The organism is Saccharopolyspora rectivirgula DSM 43747 (assembly GCF_000497205.1).
Classification (GTDB): Bacteria; Actinomycetota; Actinomycetes; order Mycobacteriales; family Pseudonocardiaceae; genus Saccharopolyspora; species Saccharopolyspora rectivirgula.
Genome location: NZ_AYJW01000129.1, coordinates 1 through 1,683, shown reverse-complemented (window position 1 = coordinate 1,683; position 1,683 = coordinate 1). Strand labels below are relative to the sequence as shown.

Here is a 1,683-nt window from a genome sequence, read left to right as displayed (position 1 = left end):
GCGCTGGCCCGCTTGCGCTGGCGCGGTCGCGGCGTGGTGTTCACCGGGCTGCTGATGGTGATGGCGGTGCCGCCGGTGGTGCTGCTGAACCTGGCCGAACTGCCGGACCGGGAGCACGTGGTGCACAGCCACGAGTCCGTGGTCCGCCGCCAGCTGGTCTTCGGCTACACCGAGGAGGAGCTGTCCCGGATCCTGGCGCCGATGGCCCAGCAGGGGGGCGAACCGCTGGGGTCGATGGGCTCCGACACCCCGGTGGCCGCGCTGTCGCAGCGTCCCCGGCTGCTCTACGACTACTTCGTCCAGCAGTTCGCGCAGGTGACCAATCCGCCGTTGGACGCGATCCGGGAGGAGATCGTCACCTCGGTGGCCCGGGTGATGGGACCGGAGCAGAACTTGCTGGAGCCCACCCCGGCGTCCTGCCGGCAGATCGTGCTGCCGCGCCCGGTCATCGACAGCAACGAACTGGCCAAGCTGATCCACATCAACGACGACGGCGACCTGCCCGGGTTCTCCTCCACGGTGCTCTCCGGTTTGTTCGATGTGGACGGTGGCGGTGAAGCGTTGGCCGAGGCCCTCGACCGGGTGTGCCGGGAGGCTTCGGAGGCCGTCGCGGACGGGGCCAGGGGGCTGGTGCTGTCCGACCGGGACTCCGACCACTTGATGGCTCCGATCCCGTCGCTGCTGCTGGTGTCGGCCGTGCACCACCACCTGGTGCGGACCAAGGAGCGGTTGCGGGTGGCGCTGGTGGTGGAGAGCGGGGACGCCCGCGAGGTGCACCACATCGCGGCGCTGCTGGGGTACGGGGCGGCTGCGGTGAACCCGTACCTGGCTTTCGAGACCATTGAGGACATGATCGCAACCGGTGAGATCACCGGGATCCAGCCTGAGGAGGCGATCAACAACTACATCCAGTCGCTCGTCAAGGGCGTGCTGAAGGTGATGTCCAAAATGGGCATCTCCACTGTGAGCGCTTACACCGCGGCCCAAGCCTTCGAGGCAGTCGGCTTGTCCCGGGAACTGGTGGACCGGTACTTCTGCGGCACGCCGTCGAAGATCAGCGGGGTCGGGCTGGACGTGCTGGCCGAAGAAGTCGCGAAGCGGCACCGTCGCGCCCACCCGGACAACCCGACCGAACTGGTGCACCGCAAGCTCGAGGTCGGCGGCGAGTACGCCTTCCGCCGGGAAGGGGAGCTGCACCTGTTCACCCCGGAGACGGTGTTCTTGCTGCAGCACTCCACGAAGACCGGCCGCTACGACATCTACCGGCGCTACACCGCCGAGGTGGACCGGCTGTCCCGCGAGGGCGGCACCTTGCGCGGGATGTTCGAGCTGGACAGCGGGCGGGAGCCGGTCGACATCGACGAGGTGGAGCCCGCTTCGGAGATCATGAAGCGGTTCTGCACCGGGGCGATGAGCTACGGCGCGATCTCCGCGGAAGCGCACGAAACCCTGGCGCAGGCGATGAACATCATCGGCGGCAAGTCGAACTCCGGGGAAGGCGGGGAGGACGTCGACCGGTTGCACGACCCCCACCGCCGGTCCGCGGTCAAGCAGGTCGCTTCCGGTCGGTTCGGGGTGACCAGCGAATACCTGGTCAACGCCGACGACATCCAGATCAAGATGGCCCAGGGCGCCAAGCCCGGGGAAGGCGGCCAGCTGCCCGGGCACAAGGTCTACCCGTGG

General features: G+C 68.3%; 1 protein-coding gene. It reads left to right on the top strand.

Going from position 1 to position 1,683, the window contains the following annotated elements; translation table 11 throughout:
• A partial coding sequence (locus SREC43747_RS0119165; protein ID WP_029722990.1) for a glutamate synthase central domain-containing protein occupies positions 1–1,683 on the top strand: 1,683 nt, incomplete at both ends.